Here is a 19029-nt window from a genome sequence, read left to right as displayed (position 1 = left end):
CTGATAAAGGCACCCGTCGAGGATAACCCTACGGCCACCAGCGAACACCAAACGATTTGAGTCGGAATAACGTTCCAACCGCCGATTTCTTTTCATGCCGCGGCGCCCCCTGATGTCATGGCGGTGTTTAATTCCACCCTGACCGGCTGGGTTATATCCAAATGTACGTCGCGTTGCGGAAAGGCCAGCAAAATGCCATGTTGGCTGAACAACTCTTCGATTCGCAGGCGCACGTCGCTCATCAAACGCATACGGTTAGGCTGTACCAACAGATCGACCCAAAAATCCAAACGCAAACTCAATGCACTGTCTGCAAACTCCTGCAGATAAATATCCGGCGCGGGCTGTTTGAGTACCTGGGGATTTTCGATAGCCGCAGTCTCGACCAAGGCCAACGCCTTGCGCACCTGCGAGCCATAAGCAATGCCCAGCGTAATGGTGCAACGTAGTCGCTGGTCGGAGAGGGTCAAATTCGTGACGTTGTTCTCCAGGAAACGGCTGTTCGGTATCAACATGTCGATGCCGTCCAGCCGATGCACTTGACAGCAACGGCTACCGATTTGGGTAACCCGACTCAGTACGCCTTCGATTTCAACCATATCGCCCAGCCTGATCGAACGCTCCGCCAATAAAATCAAGCCGCTGATAAAATTATTGATAATGTTCTGGGCGCCGAAACCAACACCAATCGCCAAGGCGCCACCAAAAAAGGTAAATACCGTGAGCGGAATATGGACGCTAACCAGGGCAAAGACGATGATGGCCACCACCGCAACCAGACTGAACAACCTCAAGGACAATAAGCCGGAACTCGCCTTGATCGGCTGCCAGTTTTTCACCCGGCGCAAGCCTTGGTCCGCGACGCGATTGACCAGCCATAAGCCCACCGCCAGTATCGCTATCAATTTGAATATCTTGCTCACCGTTACGCTACGTTTACCGGTAATCTGCCGCCCTTCGACGACGATGGTGTCATCGATAGCCAGTAGTTCGAAGTCGCTGAATGCTGTTACCAAAGCCATGGAATCTGCGTAGAAAGTTTTCAGCTTTTCAGTTAATGACGCATTGACATTTTTTAGCGCCAGCAAATCGAACATATTGAGCAGACTGCTATCCAGATCATTTAATTCGCTCAGTGCGCGCCTAAGCAGCTTTTCCTCACTGTCAAAGGAGGCCTTTTTACGCTGCTCTTGTTTTTGCTCGCCGTACCCGCTTTGCCAGTTGGCTAGCATTTTTGTCTGGTTGTCCAAATGGATTTGTATCGAATCCAATTCCGACTTCAGATATTTGCGCCACAAGGAAAGCCGTTCCATACCTTGCTTTAAATCCACCCCAGCTTTATTCAAGGCGACAGGATCTTCGGTATGGCCGACTAGATAACGCAATTCCCAAGCCTGTCGCTCACTCACCACTGACAGGGCAAGCAAACGCAAGGTTCTCAAGTTGGAAGACGCCACCTGACTTTCCACTGAATCGGCATCCAGTATTTGCTGGATGCGTTCAAGTTCGGGCTTAGCGTCTTCAACCTTGGCACCACTCTCCAGGTTGATTTGCTCGCTCAGCTTTTTCAAACGCTCACGTGTACTTTGTAACTGGCTTTCCGCAGTTTGGGCCGCCCGGACGGCCAAGGCAATTTCGCCATCGAGTTCCAGTTGACGCTTGGTAAGCTGATCCAGTTTCTTGTTCAGATCGGCTTGCGATAACGGTGAACTGCTACTGGCCTCCATGGCCTGCTGGAGCAGTAATGCTTTTTCGTCAGCTAGATGCGCCAATCGTTCGTTACGTAAATCGCGGCTGGTACTCAGCAGGCCGATGCGAGCCTCGTCCCTTTGAGTGCGCAGCGCGTTCAGTTCCTGCAACCAGCGCGCCCGCTCGGCCTGTTCCGGTCGAGCGGCCTCAAGCGCTTCGTTCGCCTGACGCAGATTCTGAGCGGATTCCAGATATTCCTGTCGCCGCGTTTCCAGCAAACCATCAAACAAGGTCTGTTCGAGTCTTGTAGCCTCAAGTTCATGGTCTTTCAGACGCACCTGTTGCCATTGGTAGTCAATAAAATCCACCGAATAAGGCGGCGGTTCGGAAAAATTCGTCCAAACCATGGCTTTTTTTTGAAAATCCTCACGTGTTTGACCCATCCCACGAAACTTACGCAAGGTATCCAGATGCTGTTCGTAGTCGTTTACTATTAAATTTAACAATCGGGTGTATTCAGCCCATTCGGTCTCGGTAGCGGCCACAGGCGCGACCGCTCCGTCTTTCGATAAAGCGATCAGGCGAGTGCGGACTTGATCGAGTCTGGACTTTAGTGCCGTTTCTCTTGCCTGCAACGAGGGCGTATCCTGATTAGCGGATCGTGCCGTAGCCGACGGCTTGGATACAGGCGATCCTTGAGCACAAGCCGACAAGGCAGGCAATGACAGCATCGCCGCAACTACCGCGAACCGGGCACACCGGAGCGTACCCGACAACCGCGGCGAGCATGGCATAGTGCCGCGCGGGAACGGTAACTGTTTATGCGGGTGAGTCATGGCCGCCTCAGTCGAATCGGCGCGATCAATTGACCGAATAACCCAGTGCGCCTAGACAGGATTTCATGGCGCGGTTGTAGTTATCCAGACCGGGAGGTGGCGCGGACGCGGCCTGCTGTTGCCGATCTCGCTCTTGAAAACCGCGTCTCATGCCGCCGCCAACAGCGCCAATGGCGGCGCCCTTGCCGGCATCGCCGGCAATCGCACCGATTGCCGCTCCGGCCGCCGCGCCCCGTAAGCCACCTTTGAGCACTTCCTTGGACGCGCTGCCAAAACTGGGCCCCGAACTCGGTGCGGGAGGATTGCTCGGATCGTAACCGGATTGCTGAACCGACCAGCCGTGGCAGTTATACTGGTCTTGCTGCTGTTGCTGCGGACTTTGCCCGGCGGCTGGATAGATCATCAGACTCTGAGCCCAGGCGTTCATGGTTCCGGCGCCCAATAAAAGGGCACAGACCAGGGTGTTACGAATTTTTCGATGGTTCATATTCATCTCCTGCGTAATTGAATCGGTTATAGCCGAGCATCGAATTTCGGTTTTTATACCTCCCCGGCAACCGCTCGGTGCGTTCGGCAGGAGAGAGGCGAAGGTGCCGAAATTTGATGCGCGATCGCTATCTTCAGGTTTTGTCGGACCGGGCCAATATTATTCAGGCCGAGTGGCACCGCAGTTTTCCAGCCGGTAAGCCATCCGATCCGCCCAATCATCGAAAGTCCGGGTTACGTCGTCCCATTTGCCGGTGACGCCTATCGTCGACTTATTACCGACCATGCGATCGACAGCCGCGCCCATGCGTTCGCCGGTACTGGCATCGGTGATTTCAACCTCACCGCTGGCCTTACCGACGAAGGCACCAGTGCCGGTGGCAATTTCCTTCAATTTGGACATCACCAGCATCTGCGGCACGAACGACGACACGGTATCCAATGCCACCCAGGAGCCTTCAGCTTCGGTAATCGCGGTTTTGATTCGTAGTGTGCCTGGCTGCGGCGTTTTGACGATTTGATAGTGTTTGCCCAATTCGCTGACTAACGAACCATGCAAATGATTAACCAGCATTTGCCTATCTTCCGCCGGGATAGAAGCTGTATCGGAATTTTTGCCAACCCAGATACCGACAGGCTCGATCAGCACCTTGTCATAGGTTTTGCAGGTTTGTTGATATTTTGGATTAAGGTAGACTTTTAGGGCCTCGCCGTCTTTTCCCGCGCGCAAGGCTGAATAATCCCCTAAAAATCCGGATTCCTCGACGTTACGCGCCTGCTTGATCGGCGTACAGCCGGATAAGCCCACCATCAAGGTCAGCCCCAAAATACCGATTACATTTTGTTTGTGATTACGTGCCATTTTTTTAATCTCCTTATTACTGGATAGTGAACTTCATTTACGGATTGATACGGGTAATTTTGGAGCCCTGTATGCCCAGCCCAGCCATCAAGCCTTGCTGGCCAAACACAAAGGCATAGACATCGTCCCGCAAGGTCGTGGTGGTGGCTTTCTTGGCCAGGCCTTCATCGAGCACCACAACGCTAGGGCCCACGCCCACTTCCAGGCCTTTGGCGCTATTCAGGCTGGCTATCGCCTCGTCGTTCATGAAAAACATGGCGTAACCGAAGGATTGCACGCCGGCTTGCAAGCCATAAGAACCGGCCACGATGTTGTAGTAACCGGCTGTTCTGCCGCCTTTACGCATGGCGCCCTTGCCGTACTCGGCACCGCCGATGAAGCCGGCCTTGATCACATTCGGAAACACCAGAATACCCCTGGCTTTTGCCGCCAGCGTTCTGGCCGACGGCGTGGTTTGGTAAAGCTTGTTCAAAGCGGCATCCACTTCGCGGTCAATTTGCGCCGCGTTAGCGTGCGAATCGCCCTGTGACCCGCCCGTGGACTGACAACCGCTCAGCGTCGACGATAGGACCAACACTAGACACGCGATTAGCCTGAATCCAAGCAGCGGGGCAATTTGAGGGGATGGTGTCGATAATTTCATGAGTTATTCCTCTTGGGTGAATTGCGCGTTTAATGCGTTTAAAGCAGGATCGTGCGGTGTCGCCGTCAACGCGGAGCGAACGACATCGCGCGCATCCCGCCCCTTTCCGACACTGGACAAAGCCATGGCGTAGACATAGCTGAACCGAGGTTGGTTTGGCGCCAATTTGACCGCGCGTTCCAGAGACTTCAGCGCCTCTTCGGTGTTTTTCAGTCTGACCTGTAACAAGCCCAGGCTGTGATGTAAATCGGCGGCGTCCGGCAATCGGGACAAGCCTTGTTGCAGCAGGCTTAGTCCTTCGTTGTCGCGATGAATCAGTCGAAAAAGATCGGCCAGATTGATGTACGCCATCACAAAGTCTGGATCGATCTGCAAGGCCTCCCGGTAAGCCTGTTCGGCGGATTCGAATTCCTTGCGGGCGGTATGAAAATTGCCGCGATTGACTTGCGCGGCCGGATCGTCGGCGTTCCAATCCAACGAAGTCAAATAATCGCGGCTGGCCGCTGCGTAATTGGCCTGTTCGCTTGCAGAAATGGTGGCAGGGGCAAGGCCAGCCAATGCCGCGGCGGCCAGTACACGCAGCGAACGCACGGGATCGCGCAGCGCGTCGTGAGCCAGCGGCCAACGCTGTTCCGGCGGTAGTTGTTCCATAGCTTGCAGCGCCGCTCTACGCAGCAAGGGATCGGCATCCCGCAAGGCTTGAGTCAGAATCGGCAACTGTTCCGGCGTCAGACCGGCGGCCATTTCCGAGATGGCTGTGGCTCGGGCGATAGCCGGTTGGCTTTTGTCTTGCGCTAATGCCGATAACTGCGCCGTGGCATCCGCGCTTGCGGTGCGCGCGGCATGCAAGGCTTCGGCATAATTTTGATAAGCCTTGGGCTGATGCCCGTACCAGCGTTTGACCGTATCCGCCGCCCACTGCGCCGGTTTATCGGCATGACAGGCGTTACAGGTATTGGGGGTGCCGAGTTTTTCGGATAGATCGGGGCGCGGAATACGAAAGCCATGGTCGCGGCGGGCATCGACGCCCATATAGGTCTTGGTCGGCATGTGGCAAGCGATGCATTTAGCGCCGGCGGAACCCTCGGTATGGAAATGGTGCTTGGCATCCTCGTACTTGGCGGCGGCATGGCACTGCAAACACGTGCCGTTATCGGCGACGCGCAATTTGAGGCTGTGCTGTTCGTGGCAATCGCCGCAGGTCACGCCGGCCTGATACATCTTGCTTTGCAGAAACGAGCCGTATTCATAGACTTCGCCGTCGATCTGGCCATCGGCGTGGTACAAGGTTTGGGTCAATAAGGAAGGTAAATGGCTGTCCATCAAGCGCCCATCATGGTAATCGCCCAATAGCTGCGCGCGCCGGGAATGGCAACGGGCGCAGACCTGGATTTCCGTATCTCCACTACGCGGGATATTGCGCCGGGCGTTGCCGGTTTGCCAATCGATGCTCCAAGCCGCGCCGCGCCGCTCATTCAGCAATACCGCCAAACCCTTGGTTTGATCGTCCGCCGCTTTAGAGCCCGATTCCGGTTTGGCCCAGGTCACATGATTGGAACCGGGACCGTGGCAAGCTTCGCAAGACACATCGATTTCCGACCAGGTGCTGCGATAAGTGCGGTTGGAGGCATCGTAATTTTTTTGCAGATGGGTGGAATGGCATTCGGCACACATGAAATTCCAGTTCTGCGAGCGCCGGGTCCAATGCAATTCGTCGGTGTGGTCGATTTTTTCGTTGGGATACAAATGAAACCAGCGTTGCCCGCCCTGATCTTTGGAGCGGCTGTCCCAGGCAATTGACAAGGCTTGCAACTTGCCGCCGGGTAATTCGATCAGGTATTGCTGCAGCGGCGTAACCCCAAACACGTATTTGATTTCAAAATCCGCCAGTTTGCCATCCGGGCTGTCGGTGTTGACCAGGAACCGGCCGTTTTGCCGAAAAAAACGCGATGTCAGGCCGTCCTTGCTGAATTTAGCGTCCTTAAAATCGCCGAGCACGGTTTGTTCGGTGACTTCCTGCATCGCCAAATCATGATGCGAACCTTGCCAGAGCTTATCCTGCTCGACGTGGCAAGCGGCGCAAGCGGCTCTGCCGACGAAAGCCGGCTCGATTTTCACTTGCTTTGCCGGCATGGCAGTGGAATCAGCGGCAAGCGGGAACAGGTAAAACCAAGTACCCAATCCCGCCAGCACCACTACGCATAGGGCGAATAACCACCCATAGGTACGTTTAACCCCTTTGTTCGCGACCGATTCCGGCGCTGGATTTCGTTCACCGGCCGACTTCATTGCATGCTGCCGCGCAGTTCGATCAAAACCCGATCCACTGCATCCACCCGAATCAAGCCGGCGCGAGGATATTCGATATCGAGTATCACATATACCGTGATTGCGATGATGGCGGCAAAACCGAAGACATGAAACCGGGTGGTTTCCGGGTTATTGCCCATCGAGTAACCGGCCAGAAAAGAGCTCAGCAACGCCAAGGCGAACAGCATCACGAAGATGACCGTGGGCGGATGCATCACGCGCGCGGTCGTTGTGCGCAACGTCGCCATATCGAACATTTCGTTCAAAGCCGCCAACAACAGCGTGGTCGCAGGCACCGATCCCGAAGCTTGACAGGCCTGGACCGCCATCGGCCAGATTTGATTTTGTAATTGATTGGCCTTGAGCAAACTGGCTTCCGCCGCCGCCATGTCGGGTAGTTTCTGAAATGCATCCAGGCGCGCATCCAGGTATTGCCGGAACAAATCCCGCAATGGCGGTTGGCTTGCAGATGGTAGCAGATTCAAGCGTAGATAAGCCGTGCCAATGGCGTTGGCCTCGTTGATAACCAAATCCCGACGATGATCCAGGCGCGAGGCCGCTCCGGAAAACGTAAAAGCGATCAACAGGCCCATCAATCCGAAAATGGCGCCGTCGATCAAACCAGCGGCGGTGTTATCGGTTTTTTGATCATCGCCCCTGGTTTTAAGGCCTAGCCTCCTGCCGAACTCTATGGCCAGCAACATGCCAAGAAATAAAACCAGCGCCACCAACACCGCGAGACTAGCAATGTCCATAATTCAATACCCCCATTGCCCCATCAGTTTTAGCCATCACGCGTTAACCCTCGCAGCCCGGGCCGTGTGTTGGCTGCGGGCGTTCGAAAATTCCGCGTCGCAGCGTACCTTCGCCCAAACGCTGATCCAATCCCGCATACACGTGATAAGCCAAAAAGGTCAAACCCACGCAAAGCAGCTTCATCAGCATCAGGTTCCAGTCTTTATGTGCCCATACTTCCGAAACGGCCTGATTCAACAAGCCCGTCTCCCGATAGGCATGAAAGACTTTTTCCAGAAAAAACACCATGAACGCGATGCCCAAATAGACCAAGGTCTTGTAAACAGCCGCCACCCAGAGCGGCTGGCGGGTATCGAAACGATTGCCGGCGGCGGTATGATCAAGAATGACGACGACTTTGGCGATGATCAAGGCACTGACGGCCGCCAGGGAAACGACCTGAACGTCAACCTGATAATCGGCGAGCAACAGTTTCTTCAAGGTCAGTATGACGCTAAAGCAAAAGAAGAAATACAAGGTCACCAGACCCACTTCCTGGGCCTCGTGCTTTAGCTTGATGAGTAGGCTCATGGCTTGTTTTCCTCAAAAAACATCAATTAAAACCAGTGTTTTCAGCGCTCACTTCGGAAACAACAAGGTGACGGCGAAGCGCAGCCCCCAGTCCGGGCCGCCTTCCGCTTTCTCGGCGTAGTAACGACCACCCACGGTGAAAGCCACCGGCTGCGAACCGAACTTCACCAGCTGTTGCACAGTTAGATTGAGCGGAACCGTCCAGCGCGTGTTTTCCCAGTCGTAGGTCGATTCGGTGTTAAGTTGCAAAGTTGTGAATGTTTTTGTTGTGTAAGCCAGAAAAGGTTGCATAAAAGTCGCGCTTACGTCCTGGCGACTGCCGCTGCCAGCAAAATTCCACAGATGATTGGCCAGCATGCCGTAAGTCCAGCCGTTTTCCTGTCTTAAGGCAACCGCCGTTGGCCCAGCACCCCATTTTTGCCCGCCCAGATTATCTTCGGAAGCGGAAGGGTACAAAAACACCGGCCCGCCACCCACTATCCAACCGCCGACCGCTTCCTTGGGCGACAAAAAGAAGCTTTGCACGATGTCGCCGAAGCCACTGGTGTCCGAACCGCCGGCCAAGGGCGATTCGGCATGGATAATAGGCATGATGGTACGGGTGATCAGATTCCAGTTGTCGCCGATCGAAAACGGAATCACCGGCTGTACATTGGCGGTAAAGCGCATGGCATCGGCCGGGCCGATGCCGAAATCCCAATTGTTTTGCACGGGAACGCTGATCAGATTGGCGATCGGGTTTTGTAATTTCTTGGCCAACTCGGCGGCATTTGCCTGATTACTATCCGCAGCCCCGTCACCGGCCAGCGCCGTCCGCATGATCATGGCAGCGCCAAGCACCAGCAAACTCCTGTTGATTCGCATGGCATGTTTCACTGTTTTTCCTTTTAAGTTCACTGCGGTTACGAATTACTTCCGAATAACCCGGCAATAGCGCTTTAATGTCTTGTCGCCTCGACGACTGCTTTGCGCATCACCCGAACACGCTTAGGCTGACTCAAAATTTAATATTCACGCGCAAATTCGCTTCGACGACCGTATCCATATCCCGCAACTGGTGATTTTCATCAAGGGTTTTACTCAGAGCGGAATTGACGACCTGAAGATGCGGGCTTACATCCAGCCAAGGCGTGATCGCGGCTGCGTAATACAGCTCGACGGCATCTTCATGATCCAGGCCAAGCCCCAATCTTTCCCGCAGTAAGGGCACGAACTGATCGCTAAACTGGGTACGCGCCCAGCCTATGCCGAAGCTATCGTGCGGACGCGAGGCGAATACGCCCTTGCCGCCTATCCCCATCATATAGGTGTACTGAATCGGATTGGGGTTGCCATCGGTGGCGCCAAAATTGAAGAACACGCCGAGGCCGCGTTTCGAGTCACCCTCGGGTTGCCAGAAGTATTGATCGAAGCTGTAGATCACCGACCAGGTATTTTCCTTGCGGTTGAAGGGTTGGACCGGAAGCAGCAGATTTGGAAAACGCTCACGAAGAATCCGTTCCAGGATCGGGCCTGGATTGCCCAGGAAGGGAAAACGCTCAGTCAGCAGGGCGCGAGCCAGGTTGTCGGGGTCTTGGGTCAGCGAGAAACGGGTCTTATTGCTCCACACCCCGTTGATAGCCTGATGCCCGACCAGGCCAAACGGTTTGATTTTGATGTTCGCCCCACTTATCAGGGTCACGCCGTCTTTAAAGGCTTTGCCGATGTCGTTTTCCATTGGCGTGCCGCTGGCGTCCAGCGCCAAGGCCATCAGCGTGATGTCCTTGGTGGGCAGGCCAATCACGCCGCCGCCATAAGCGGAGATAGGCACCATCGCTAAGGCCAAGGACAGATTCAGCCCGGTATTCAGGAACTGGGTGTTGTAATTGCCATAAAACTCATTGGGGGCGAAATCCAGCAGATTCAATTTTCCCATCGTCACCCCGGCGTGTTCACTCAAGAACTGGGTGTAGGATGCCCCCATCAAACCACTGCTGGGCTGGTTGAAGGCGGGGGATAGCGAAGATATATTGGTGGGTATCATCGCCCCGGCTTCGTTATACAAGGTATTGCCAAAACTGGAAATACCTTCGAATTTAAAGAAGCCGCCCGGCCACAGTCCCATTTTGCCGGTATCCAGATTCAAGGAGTAATCGACGCTACCCCAAAAGTCGGCTCCGGTTTGTCGCCCCCCGGTGGCGACACCGCCCGGCAGAAGAAGCATGTTGGCATCCAATACCACGCCTTTTTTGGCCATGTCATCCCTGACGCCGCCCCAATCGCCGGTCAGCCTTTCGCGTGAAGCCAAGTCCCCGCCCCAGGTTTCCGGGACTGCCACGGGACCGATGGCATTGGCGTTCGAGCCTAAGCCCATCAGCAACACCGAGCCAACCAGACTCAAGGACGTTCTATTCAGCCTATTGTTATTTTTGACATTCATTGCAAGGCTTTCGGTCTTCATCATCACATTTCCTCAATTTTTAATACAAGGCGCACTGGTTTTAAAAGCCGCCAAGTGCGCCATTGCTGCCCTACTTAACCGGCTCGATCTCGCCCGGCCGCCAGGTTTTGTCGAACCAGGGTTGGAGCGGGCTGTAAAGGCGTAGAATCGTGTTCCAACCTTTGCCGGGAATGGTTTGCAACCAGTTGGCTTGGCCGGATGGCGCTTTGGGGCCGAAGTAGATGTCTACCGAGCCATCGACGTTAACCACCAACTCCTTGTTTTGACTGCTGACGCTGGGGAACTGTTGATCGGTTTGCAGCATGGAGCGGGTCTGGTTGTCATACAAAATCACTGACCAGAAGTTTGCGACCGGAATATTCGGCGGCAGGTGCAACTTGTAGTTTTTGCCACCATCGAGCGGCTTAGCTTTGGCATCCTTGGCGGTCCAGGCGTATTGCGAGCCTTGCCCCACCATTTTCGACTCCATGGCGGGTGTGACGCCGGTAGCCATAAAGTAGTAAAAATTGTAGCCATCCAGGTTGCGTACCCCAGGTTGCGTCTCAAACTTGTAGCCACCGAAAAAAGGCAATTGCCAGGAACTGCCCTCGTAATAGTAGGCTTCCTGCTGCCGCATCCTAAAAGCGGTGGCACGGGCGGTGGCGTCGCCAACGGTCGCCGCTTCGCTGAGGATTTTCTTCATCCGCGCATCCGGCGCAAAGGGTTTACCCTTTTGAATGCCAATAGCCGCATAGTAACCCAAGGTGACCGGATCAAGCGATTCGCTGGGTTCTTGTTGCACCACCTGATCCAAATACGCCCAAAATTGGTAATCCGCCGGGGCGACCGTGCCGAAGTCCTTGCCGGAGACGTTGACAAAGTTCATAGGCGGCGGATTGGCTGCATCGGCCAGACGATAAACCCGCGTATGCTGTTTGACCAGATCCACGCCCGGTTTTGGATCGCCATCCACCACGAAACTGCGCCAGGGTGCCCATAGATTAAAGGTCGGCGACTTGACCACAATATAACCCTCTGGAACCTCACCGCTGTATCCAGGTGGCAAAATCAGAAACTTGCCGCCTTCGCCCTTATCCGGCCCGGTGAAGCCGATGTCAACCACCCAGCGGAACCACATGTCATTGAGTGCGCCCAACACCTTGGGCGGCGCCTCCAGTACGACCGGGCCGTCTTTCAGATCCAGCCACATCCAGCTATAAGGGGTTTCGGTATTGGGGGTCAAGAATAACGACTTCGAATCCATGCGATTTTCAAAAATCGGCACAGTGGTGTTGGCTGGCCCCAATTTGAGAATCTCGTTGCGATTCGCAGCTTGGCTGACGGCAGGCAAAGCCAGCAAGTAGGCTTGTACCGCGCGTTGAAAATCCAGATTGTCGTAGAGTTTTTCGACGCTGGCTTCATCTGGAAAACCGTCGAAAAATTTCAGCGTGCCCAAGCGGGTCTTGACCTGATCCGGCATGGCAATGCCTGCAGGCACTTCCGTGGTCATCTTGTACTGGGCCGGCTTGGTTGATTTGGCGAACGCAGTGCCCGCCAACAGGCCGCAGCTTAAGGCCATTGCCGTGGCTAGTCTGGTTTTTTGCATCATTAAATTAGTCTCCTTTAGTTTTCAGTCTACTTCGGAGTAGGTGCGCAAACACGCACCTACTCCGAGCCGCTTATTTCACGTCGATGGTGACTTTCTCGATCTTGCCGGTAAAGCGGGTCTGCGCGCCCTGGCCGATTCCGGCCACGACTGGCGTGGCGTCGTCTATGCCCACATCCGCGGTTTCGTCGGCGGAGAAGATCATCAGCTGGGTTTTATCGATACGGCCTTCGGCCAATTTGCGGCCATCGACGGACAAGGTGCCGGTGCCGCCCTTACCCAAGCCGCCACTGTCGTAGGCAAACTCGAACACCAGTTTGTTTTTGCCTTTCGGCAAGGCTTCCGGCGAACTGATGGTGTAATGGTTCAGGTTGAGGAAGTTATAGGTATAGGTCGGTTTGCCGTCCTTCAGATACAAACACCAGCCGCCGAAACGACCGCCTTGAGCCGCCACCACGCCGTTGGCGCCGCCCTCCGGAATATCCAGCTCGGCGGTGATGGTTTTGGACTTGTTCTTGACGTTGATGAAGGCGTTCTCGGACATGCCGCTCATGCCTTCGGCCAAGGTCAGCGAGGTACGGCCCGCCATCAGATCGGGGCGACCGGCAAGTTCCGCGTTCATGCGTTCAATCGAGCGATCGTCGATCGGCAATACCTTGTTTTTCTTGGCCTCTTTCAGGAACAAGGCTTGCAGTTCCTTGAGTTTCTTCGGATTCTGCGCCGCCAGATCGTGCGTCAAGCTAAAATCGCTGCGGGTGTCGTACAATTCCCAAATATCGTCCGCCAACGGACGGCGCGGCTGCATTTCCCACGGCGCACGATGTATGGTGCGTGCAAACCAGCCTTCATGATAGATGGCCCGGTTGCCGAACATCTCGAAGTATTGCGTGGTATGGCGCTCTTTGGCTTTGGCATCATCGAAGCTATAGGCCATGCTGACCCCATCCATTGGCCATTGCTTGACGCCATTCACGCTTTTGGGTTCCGGCAGGCCGGCGGCTTCCAGAATGGTTGGTGCAATGTCGATCACGTGATGGAACTGGGTACGTTGTTCGCCTTTGGCCTTGATGCCTTTGGGCCAGCGCACGGCCATGCCCACCTTGGTGCCGCCGTGATCGGACGCCACCTGTTTGGTCCATTGATACGGCGTATCCAGTGCCACCGCCCAGCCCGCGGCCATGTGCGGATAGGTTTCCGGGCCGCCCCACTGATCCAGATGCTTGAGCATGTCGGCAACCTGTTCCGGAACGCCGTTGAAGAAGGTGTATTCGTTGAACATGCCGTTGCGGCCGCCTTCGGCGCTGGTGCCGTTGTCGCCGTAGACGAACAGCACCAGGGTGTTATCGAGTTGACCGGTATCTTCTACGGCCTTGAGCAGGCGGCCTACTTCATGATCGGCCATCTCGACAAAAGCGGCAAAGACTTCCATCTGCCGTGTGTATAGACGTTTTTCGTCAGCCGACAGCGTGTCCCAGGCCGGAATCGCCTCTGGTCTAGGCGCCAATTGGGTGCCTGCCGGCACTACGCCCCGTTGGATTTGCCGAGCCAGAATTTCCTCGCGCAGTTTGTCCCAACCTTGATCGAACTTGCCCTGCCAGCGCGCTATCCAGTCCTTGGGCACGTGATGCGGTGCATGCACGGCGCCCGGTGCGAAATAGGTGAAGAAGGGCTTATCGGGCGTCAGGGCTTTTTGATACTTGATCCAGGCTACCGCCTGATCGGTCATGTCGGTCATGAAGTGGTAGTTGGGATCGTTCGGCAACTCGACCGGCTTGGTGCCGTCGTAAATGAACGGCGCCCATTGGTTGGTCTCGCCGCCTAAAAAGCCGTAAAACTTGTCGAAACCCTGCCGGGTCGGCCAGCGGTCGAATGGCCCCGCCATGCTGGCTTCCCAGGCCGCGGTTTCGTGCCATTTGCCGAAGGCGGCGGTAGCGTAGCCGTTCAGGCGCAGCATTTCGGCGACCGGCGCGACGCTGTTGGGAATCTGGCCGGTATTACCGGGAAACGCGGTGCCGATTTCGATGATGCCGCCCATGTTGTTGACATGGTGATTGCGGCCGCTTTTGATGGCGGCGCGGGTTGGCGAACAAAGTGCGTTGGTGTGAAAGTTGTTATAGCGCAAACCTTCGTTGGCGATTTGCTCGAAGGTAGGGGTCGTCACCGGTCCACCGAAGCTGCTGGTGCCGGCAAAACCGAGATCGTCCAGCAACACCAGCAGCACATTCGGCGCATTCGCCGGGGCTTTCACCTGGAAACGCGGCGGCGCCTTGGCGTTGCGCACGTCGACTTCGGTGATCGGACTGGGCTGAGGTTCCGCGATAGGCAGTATTGTACGATCGATACCTTCGGTTGGCTTGGTTTGGTTTTTGGCAACGGCGATTTGGCAGTTGGTCAGCATCACAGCTGACAAACCGACCATCGCGAGGACATGCTGTTTCATAATTTCGCTCTCTGGTGAATAAAAAAAATTTAGGCAACCGATTTACAGTCGAATCCAGCCTGGATTTTTCAATAAATCTTGCACCCAGCTCCAACGCGAGCCGTGACTCCACATCCCTTACAAACGCAGAATTCGTGCCGCTTTCCGTAATCATTACACCCGTCGGGCTAATCCTTGCTATTCAAGTGGTTACTGTGGAATTAAAAAATAAGCCACGGACACCTCCGAGACATGCCCACGAAATATCGGAGTTTCTCCGAAATAATGAAAGCCCTGCAAAAATCGCTCAGCGAGGATAGCTTTGTTACTCGGCGCCTTGCGAACAGGGAAAATCGGCCACGATTTTTTTACCGCTTGGGAACAAGCGGCCAGAAAAAAACGCTGACCGCAAACAAATTTCGACTGAATGGCGTTGGCAAGGTGATGATCTAATATTCTTTCAACCAAGCCTGCGCTTTATCAATCTCGCCCGGCTCGAAATATTCAATCGGAAACTCTCGAAAGCCTTTACCGGTAAACATCAAGGCCAGATCTGCCCATTTCTTCTCGCCGACTAAGGCCATTTTGTTGATATAGGGGTCGCTTTTGTTTTGAAAGGATACATCTTCCCAATCACCTTCTTTTGCCCATCCCTGAAAATCTTCGCAGATAATCAAGACTCGGATACCGCCTTCACGGCCTATGATGCCAAACGCTTCTTGTTGCAAGGCGGTGAATTCCGCGTGAGTCAATATACCCGTGATTTTAACGGTTACAACGCCATCAAAATGACTGATGATTCCTACGCTCATAGATTTTTCCTGAGTTAATTACAATGGATGGATTCTTTGCTGAATCGACGGCCACGTTTATCCAACGGCGCGAGTATCAGTTTGTCGGCATTGAAAGCGTCGCCAAATGCTCCAATAAAATCCTGCGCACCTCTCCGACAACCTCCGGCTGCCCCTGGCAGGAGTGATTCCAGCGCACCACTTTTTCCGAAACCGCCTCGTCGATATGCGCACTCCGATAAGCCACTACACCATCATCCCCCTCGTCCTTGGGGCCATCCCCATCAACGGCAATAATCGAATGCGCGGGAATGGCGGTTACCGGAATAGATGCTAATGCCTGCAAACCTTGATTATTGGGGTTCATGTTGTCTGCCGCCGTCGGTGGTCTGCGCAATTTGGCCAGCAGTTTTTCGTCGCCGCTGGCTGCGGCCGCCAGGGCAAAACCACGCATCATGGTCTGAGGCAGCGTGACCAGCTTGGCGACCAGCCCTGTCAGCCATTCGGACGCGGCGGCCATCGCGCCGTGTTGCGGCGTGGCGATGAACACCACCCGTTTCACAAACGGCAAAGGCTTGAAGAATATCGAGCGTTTCAGCATCGACTCTACGTCCGGGCTGACCTTGATCTTATCGAAGGGTGTATCGCTAATCATGTTCCAAAACCGGTCGCCGCTGTCGATCGCCGTCAGCTTGGTCAACAAACCGCCTTGACTATGGCCGATGACCACCATCTGTTGTAGAGCCGCATCTTTACGCTCGGGATCGAATTCGTTGAGGGTATTTTCCAAGGCCTCCCGCAACACGCCCGCCGAATAACTGATGGGATTGGCGGAATCATAGTAAAACACCCAAACCTGATACTTTTCGCGGATTAGCGGATCGCCTTCGAGTTCGTTGATCATTTCAGCCCAGCGCAATGGACTGGAAGCCGTGCCATGCACCAAAACCACAGGAATCTTGCCGTGACGATAAGGGTAGACGGTAAATAAACCATCCTTGGCCCGATCTTTAGGAATGGCGCCGGCAAAGACGCCTCCCTTGATAAAATTGAGAATCTCCATGCTGTACAAGGGATTATCGCTGAGCACATATGCGAAAGCAGCGGTCGGATCGACCTCCAGAGGCTGTACGCGACCATCTACGCTAACGGTTTTGGCGCGATCATTGGCATACAACTCAAGTTGGCCTTTGATTTGCCCGGTCGCCAAAGCGGACCTAGCCTGATTGAAGCGCGCGAGTAAGGTCACCGGTACTTTTGTACGAGGCCCCAGGCGGTTTGCTCCCGCTACGTTGGCCGCCGAATGCTCTTTGGAAATGCTGGCGGCAAGTGTGGATCCCAGCCCCGGACTGCGATAACGATTCCTGAATCCCCGAATTTCCAGGAAGGCAGTCGAGATAAAATGTTCGAGATTATAGCCGCCCCAAGACAAGCCGCTTTCGTCCATAGCCAATTCCAATGTGCCGAAAGGCAATGGATAGAGTCCCGGCTTTAATTGAACCGCGACTTCATCCGACTGATTTGCGTCGAGATCGGCCAAACCTTGCGCCAGCGCTTGATTGTAAAGGTCGTAGGTTAAGCGGTAGCGCGGGTCGGAAGGCTCAAACCGAATCGTTTGACCATCCCCCGGAAACAGCAACGACCAGGCATAAACCGCGGCGGCCAGGAAATAGGCACGGTCTTTCGTTTTTTGACCATGCAGCAATGACAGTTCCGCCAAGGTGAACAACTTGTCCTCATCACCGCTGGGTTTAAGTTCGGCATGGAGTTCGGCAAGCACTTTTTCCGGTTCGTTTTCGAACCTATCCATCAGCCCATTGCGTCTGAGCACCATTTTTGACGCTTCGGAAGGACTTCCAGATGACAAAGCATTCTCGGTATTCAAGCGATAACCGGTCTGAATATCGACCGGCGCTATACCCACCGGCGTAGCGCAACCCTGAATCAATAGGACGACTAGAGCCAATGCGGGAAATCTTAAAAACCCAGTCGGGAAAAACGCGATCGCTACTTGGAGACTTATCTGAATCATGAATATTTACGGGTAATAATCAATCGGATAAAAGAAATTTTTATAATTATCGTGGGTATTCTTAATCGATTTCGGCCAACTTCCATCCCTTAAACAGCTCAAATAAATACCATACTGACCGCCACGGTTGGGCAGAACAAAGCCACCCCTAGCATGAGCGCAAGGGTGGCATCGCTATCAAAACGGCCTTAGCGTAAACGGTGTCGGATCGGTGACCATTTCACCCGGTTTGCGATTGGCAATCTGCACGAATTGCTCGGCCCAACGATCCATGATGCCTTTGGCTGGCCCGTACCAAGTCAGACGCGTCAAGTCTATCGGGCCGGCATCCTGCATATCGCGGTCGGCAAAAGTCGCCACCACTTCGCCGGTTTGCACGTCGCGCAAGCGTGCTTCGAAAGCCGCGCGGCGCTGGTTAACCATGCCAACCGCAGTCCCCGTACCCGGCGGTCCCGCCCAGCTCAGTGCGTGCAGCATGGATTGGGAAGGCATGACTTCGATCAACGCAATCTCCAACTGCAGGGCCGGGAAGCGATGTTGATTGGCATAGTCGATCAAAATAAAGCGATGGTTAGGGTCTTCCCTGAATTTTTTGATGACTTGCTGACGAAAATACACCGCCAGTTCCTCGGTATCCTTTTTGACATCGCCAATGATATTGGCGGAACTGAGGCTATGCAGCCAATCCATTTTTTCCATGTATTGGGTATTGACCGAGGTCACGATCAGTTCGCGATAGTTCGATTTGTCGAAGCCGGGTTTGATCCAGACTTTCTGAAACGGTAAATCGGCGCGTTTGCTCTGACGCTCCGGGTGTTCGATGAAACCGGCATCGGGCGCGGGTTCCACGACATTAGCCTTGATGTCGTTGGTACCACTGCGAACCATGCTACAGCCGGCCAGCGCAACTGATATCGCGATAGCAAGACAATTTAGTTTACTCAGATGCATAAGTTTTCCAGTATTAAAAGGATATGGGATTTCGAAAAATGGGATTACTTTTTGCGTACCAGCAGTTGGGCGACTTTTTCTCGCTCATCAAACGTGTCATGCAAAGGCGTAATCTCGCCTGGAGAGTTCATCGCTACTTTTCCATCAACGGAATAGATGAGCCAATCACCACATCGCCGGCACCATGCAAGACAGCTTCGACTTGCAAAAAACGGGCGGCAATGACTTTAGAAGTGGCTTTTGCCACTTTGGCATAATATTTTTCCAGCAACGCAGTGCGCTGTTTGCGGTAATTGAGTGAACGTTTGACCAGTTTATCGGCTTCCTTATCGGTGATTTTTTCAAAGTTATCCGCATAGTCATTTATGATGGCCAAGCGTTCGTCGTTCAACGACGCCAATTCAATGTCGTAACGATCATATTGCGCCAAAAACTTTTTTTCCTGTTCCGAATTTAAGTGCATCGCCTGTTTGACGAAATCCAACTTATCCATGCGAGTAGCAAAACGAAACATCTTAAATTCGTTGCTCTCCGCAGCTACATCGGCGGATGAAGCGGCGGCGGGCGTCGTATCTCCTTCAGCATAGGCGACATGATTAATTGCTGGAAGACTAGCAGTTGCAAAAGCGGCCAGCATGGCCAGGTGTTTGTATTTCATT

General features: G+C 54.2%; 16 protein-coding genes. 1 reads left to right on the top strand and 15 read right to left on the bottom strand.

All coding sequences use genetic code 11. From position 1 onward, the window contains the following. Nucleotides 1–92: 92 nt before the first annotated feature. The 11 genes from METH11B_RS27980 to METH11B_RS0119155 form a co-directional block, all read right to left on the bottom strand. On the bottom strand, nt 93–2525 hold the full coding sequence (locus METH11B_RS27980; RefSeq protein ID WP_081733839.1) for a mechanosensitive ion channel domain-containing protein: 2433 nt from the start codon (nt 2523–2525) through the stop codon (nt 93–95). A 25-nt stretch (nt 2526–2550) separates the two neighbouring features. Next, nucleotides 2551–3012, bottom strand: coding sequence for a glycine zipper family protein (locus METH11B_RS0119200; protein WP_026603406.1), 462 nt, complete (start codon nt 3010–3012; stop codon nt 2551–2553). Nucleotides 3013–3171: 159 nt separating this feature from the next. Then, nucleotides 3172–3873: a DUF3313 domain-containing protein gene (locus METH11B_RS27015; RefSeq protein WP_026603405.1), complete on the bottom strand. Its 702-nt coding sequence runs from the start codon at nt 3871–3873 to the stop codon at nt 3172–3174. A 37-nt stretch (nt 3874–3910) separates the two neighbouring features. Further along, nucleotides 3911–4516 (bottom strand): YSC84-related protein, encoded by a 606-nt coding sequence (locus METH11B_RS0119190; protein WP_155931145.1) that lies wholly within the window; start codon nt 4514–4516, stop codon nt 3911–3913. A gap of 3 nt (nt 4517–4519) precedes the next feature. Continuing rightward, nucleotides 4520–6805 (bottom strand): tetratricopeptide repeat protein, encoded by a 2286-nt coding sequence (locus tag METH11B_RS0119185; protein ID WP_026603403.1) that lies wholly within the window; start codon nt 6803–6805, stop codon nt 4520–4522. After that, a complete protein-coding gene (locus tag METH11B_RS0119180) occupies nt 6802–7581 on the bottom strand; it encodes a bestrophin-like domain (RefSeq protein WP_026603402.1) in 780 nt (259 codons plus the stop codon). The genes METH11B_RS0119185 and METH11B_RS0119180 overlap by 4 nt, the downstream gene beginning before the upstream one ends. Nucleotides 7582–7624: 43 nt before the next feature. Continuing rightward, nucleotides 7625–8152 carry a hypothetical protein gene (locus tag METH11B_RS0119175; RefSeq protein WP_026603401.1) on the bottom strand — a complete coding sequence of 176 codons (528 nt, stop codon included), beginning with the start codon at nt 8150–8152 and terminating at the stop codon, nt 7625–7627. A gap of 48 nt (nt 8153–8200) precedes the next feature. Continuing rightward, entirely contained in the window at nt 8201–9028 is an 828-nt protein-coding gene (locus tag METH11B_RS0119170; RefSeq protein ID WP_026603400.1) for a hypothetical protein, read from the bottom strand. 121 nt (nt 9029–9149) lie between these two features. Beyond that, nucleotides 9150–10595 (bottom strand): carbohydrate porin, encoded by a 1446-nt coding sequence (locus METH11B_RS0119165; RefSeq protein ID WP_036276201.1) that lies wholly within the window; start codon nt 10593–10595, stop codon nt 9150–9152. Nucleotides 10596–10662: 67 nt separating this feature from the next. Continuing rightward, nucleotides 10663–12180 carry a DUF1254 domain-containing protein gene (locus METH11B_RS0119160; RefSeq protein ID WP_026603398.1) on the bottom strand — a complete coding sequence of 506 codons (1518 nt, stop codon included), beginning with the start codon at nt 12178–12180 and terminating at the stop codon, nt 10663–10665. A 70-nt stretch (nt 12181–12250) separates the two neighbouring features. Beyond that, on the bottom strand, nt 12251–14617 hold the full coding sequence (locus METH11B_RS0119155; RefSeq protein WP_026603397.1) for an arylsulfatase: 2367 nt from the start codon (nt 14615–14617) through the stop codon (nt 12251–12253). Between the two features lie 264 nt (nt 14618–14881). On the opposite strand from METH11B_RS0119155, the gene METH11B_RS29555 reads away from it, so the two are divergent. After that, on the top strand, nt 14882–15049 hold the full coding sequence (locus tag METH11B_RS29555) for a hypothetical protein (protein WP_197026979.1): 168 nt from the start codon (nt 14882–14884) through the stop codon (nt 15047–15049). Here METH11B_RS29555 and METH11B_RS0119145 read toward each other — a convergent pair. The 4 genes from METH11B_RS0119145 to METH11B_RS0119130 form a co-directional block, all read right to left on the bottom strand. Further along, nucleotides 15046–15408 carry an STAS/SEC14 domain-containing protein gene (locus METH11B_RS0119145; RefSeq protein ID WP_026603396.1) on the bottom strand — a complete coding sequence of 121 codons (363 nt, stop codon included), beginning with the start codon at nt 15406–15408 and terminating at the stop codon, nt 15046–15048. The genes METH11B_RS29555 and METH11B_RS0119145 overlap by 4 nt on opposite strands. Before the next feature lie 76 nt (nt 15409–15484). Continuing rightward, on the bottom strand, nt 15485–17353 hold the full coding sequence (locus METH11B_RS0119140; protein WP_155931144.1) for an esterase/lipase family protein: 1869 nt from the start codon (nt 17351–17353) through the stop codon (nt 15485–15487). 243 nt (nt 17354–17596) lie between these two features. Continuing rightward, the gene (locus METH11B_RS0119135) at nt 17597–18307 is read right to left on the bottom strand and encodes a DUF3313 family protein (RefSeq protein WP_197026978.1); all 711 of its coding nucleotides are present in this window, start codon (nt 18305–18307) and stop codon (nt 17597–17599) included. A gap of 196 nt (nt 18308–18503) precedes the next feature. Further along, nucleotides 18504–19028 (bottom strand): hypothetical protein, encoded by a 525-nt coding sequence (locus tag METH11B_RS0119130; RefSeq protein ID WP_026603393.1) that lies wholly within the window; start codon nt 19026–19028, stop codon nt 18504–18506. Nucleotide 19029: the final 1 nt, after the last annotated feature.

This window comes from Methylomonas sp. 11b (assembly GCF_000515215.1).
Lineage (GTDB): Bacteria > Pseudomonadota > Gammaproteobacteria > Methylococcales > Methylomonadaceae > Methylomonas.
The sequence above is the reverse complement of the archived record's forward strand: the minus strand, read 5'-3'. Positions and strand labels throughout refer to the sequence as shown.

Bases quoted from the DNA above. Each gene is read 5' to 3' on its own strand.
- METH11B_RS27980 (WP_081733839.1), bottom strand. From the start codon at position 2,525: ATGACTCACCCGCATAAACAGTTACCGTTCCCGCGCGGCACTATGCCA.
- METH11B_RS0119200 (WP_026603406.1), bottom strand. From the start codon at position 3,012: ATGAACCATCGAAAAATTCGTAACACCCTGGTCTGTGCCCTTTTATTG.
- METH11B_RS27015 (WP_026603405.1), bottom strand. From the start codon at position 3,873: ATGGCACGTAATCACAAACAAAATGTAATCGGTATTTTGGGGCTGACC.
- METH11B_RS0119190 (WP_155931145.1), bottom strand. From the start codon at position 4,516: ATGAAATTATCGACACCATCCCCTCAAATTGCCCCGCTGCTTGGATTC.
- METH11B_RS0119185 (WP_026603403.1), bottom strand. From the start codon at position 6,805: ATGAAGTCGGCCGGTGAACGAAATCCAGCGCCGGAATCGGTCGCGAAC.
- METH11B_RS0119180 (WP_026603402.1), bottom strand. From the start codon at position 7,581: ATGGACATTGCTAGTCTCGCGGTGTTGGTGGCGCTGGTTTTATTTCTT.
- METH11B_RS0119175 (WP_026603401.1), bottom strand. From the start codon at position 8,152: ATGAGCCTACTCATCAAGCTAAAGCACGAGGCCCAGGAAGTGGGTCTG.
- METH11B_RS0119165 (WP_036276201.1), bottom strand. From the start codon at position 10,595: ATGATGAAGACCGAAAGCCTTGCAATGAATGTCAAAAATAACAATAGG.
- METH11B_RS0119160 (WP_026603398.1), bottom strand. From the start codon at position 12,180: ATGATGCAAAAAACCAGACTAGCCACGGCAATGGCCTTAAGCTGCGGC.
- METH11B_RS0119155 (WP_026603397.1), bottom strand. From the start codon at position 14,617: ATGAAACAGCATGTCCTCGCGATGGTCGGTTTGTCAGCTGTGATGCTG.
- METH11B_RS29555 (WP_197026979.1), top strand. From the start codon at position 14,882: ATGAAAGCCCTGCAAAAATCGCTCAGCGAGGATAGCTTTGTTACTCGG.
- METH11B_RS0119145 (WP_026603396.1), bottom strand. From the start codon at position 15,408: ATGAGCGTAGGAATCATCAGTCATTTTGATGGCGTTGTAACCGTTAAA.
- METH11B_RS0119135 (WP_197026978.1), bottom strand. From the start codon at position 18,307: ATGGTTCGCAGTGGTACCAACGACATCAAGGCTAATGTCGTGGAACCC.
- METH11B_RS0119130 (WP_026603393.1), bottom strand. From the start codon at position 19,028: ATGAAATACAAACACCTGGCCATGCTGGCCGCTTTTGCAACTGCTAGT.